Annotated in this window: 1 protein-coding gene; it reads right to left on the reverse strand. The window is 48.0% G+C overall.

All coding sequences use genetic code 11. The features are described from left to right. Nucleotides 1–39 precede the first annotated feature (39 nt). A protein-coding gene (locus OH455_RS23130) for an IS3 family transposase (protein ID WP_443088613.1) occupies nucleotides 40–1,574 on the reverse strand; the annotation gives its coding sequence in 2 pieces (ribosomal slippage) (nucleotides 40–1,121 and nucleotides 1,121–1,574; 1,536 coding nt in all). Nucleotides 1,575–1,638: the final 64 nt, after the last annotated feature.

Genomic DNA, 1,638 nt, shown 5'->3' on the forward strand with positions numbered 1-1,638 from the left:
CGGCGTTTTTCAAGGTAGTTGTCATCATTTGCTTGTTTATTAAGCAGCTTCTCTTTCAGGATTTAGGTGGACTTCACCAACTGCTTCACAGTTCCTGATATCGCTAGCCCAGCGCTCTGGTTTTAACTGTTTTGCGGCAAGCAATACCTCAGCTCGGCGCTTCAAGATCTCTTCATCTTTTCCATTATGACGCTGTGAAGGCGTGACATAATTGAGCTTGCTGTGTTTGTGCTCGGTGTTGTACCAACGAACGAAGGCTTCAACCCAACTGCGACTGCTGTCGAGATTTTCAAAGCCCTTTGTCGGCCAGTTTGGCATGTACTTTACCGTTCGGAACAACGACTCGACATACGGGTTATCATCACTGACTCTTGGACGGCTATACGATGAGGTAATGCCTAACTCATCCATCTTTGCTTTAAACGTCAGCGACTTCATCGGCGCACCGTTATCAGAGTGAAGAACCAGCGGCTGATTGAAGCACTGCTCTCGCATCAACGTCCTTTGCAGGAGTTGTGATGCTAACTCACCAGACTCACGTTCATACACCTCATAACCCACGATTTTTCGGCTATAGATATCCTCTATGACGTACAGATAATAGTGCTGACCTCGAACCTTTGAAGGCAAGTAAGTGATGTCCCATGTGTAGACTTGATTCGAGCCTGTCGCCGTATAACTCGTTGGCTTAGCTTGCTTTTGTCTACTCTTATGACGGCCTCGGTTGTGAAGTTGCCCTTGTGCACTCAGTACCCGATAATAGCTCGACTCTGAGGCGATATATTCACCTTTATCAAGCAGTGTCGGTACGATTTGAGTCGGAGGTAAACTCGCGAACTCTGGGCGGTTGCATACCTCGATAATCGCGTCACGCTCTTGCTGCGAGAGCTTGTTAGCAGGCTCTGGTCTGGCACAGGTCGGTCTTTTATCCACCTGAATCTCTCCTTGTCGATACCATCGACGATAGGTTCTCAGGTCAATTTGAACCTCACAACAAGCCCGTTCTAAGCGACAACCACTTTGCTTAGCATCGTGGATAAGCGCAATCAGGTGCTGCCTTTCATCGGTTGAGGTTAGTCGTCCTCTGGCTCTTCCCCGTAAAAGGCTCTGAGCTTTTTTCGTAGAACCAACAGGGCAGCAGTTTCAGCTAATGCCTTCTCTTTGTGGCGTAACTCCTTTTTAAGCTCTTTGATTTCAAGCTTATCTGCTTTGGCCTGTTTCTTTGCTTCAGCTTCCCGCTCTTTACTCGACATAAACCCTTGCATACATTCGCTGCGCCAGCTCTGGACTTGCTCAGGAAAGAGACCTTTTTCACGGCAATATTGGCTGAGTTCACTCTCGGTCATCGAGTAAGTCTCGGCGACAATGGCGAGTTTAGTTTGAGCAGACCACTGCTCTGATGAAGTGTTGCTGTTTGGCACTGCGGCTCCTGAACGTCTGAGTTGCTGCCGCCAATAATACAGGGTCGCGGTGCTAATGCCTTCTTCTTTTGACAACTGGCTCACGGACATTGAGCATGGTGGCAGTAGCTTCTTCAATATGGCTTCTTTTCTTTCTGTTGGAATACGAGACAAGGTTCACTCATTACCGCCCACACTGGTTAAATATTAACAGTGACAACTATCCTGCCAGAGGGGG

It is taken from the genome of Vibrio sp. T11.5, from assembly GCF_027587155.1.
Classification (GTDB): domain Bacteria; phylum Pseudomonadota; class Gammaproteobacteria; order Enterobacterales; family Vibrionaceae; genus Vibrio; species Vibrio neptunius.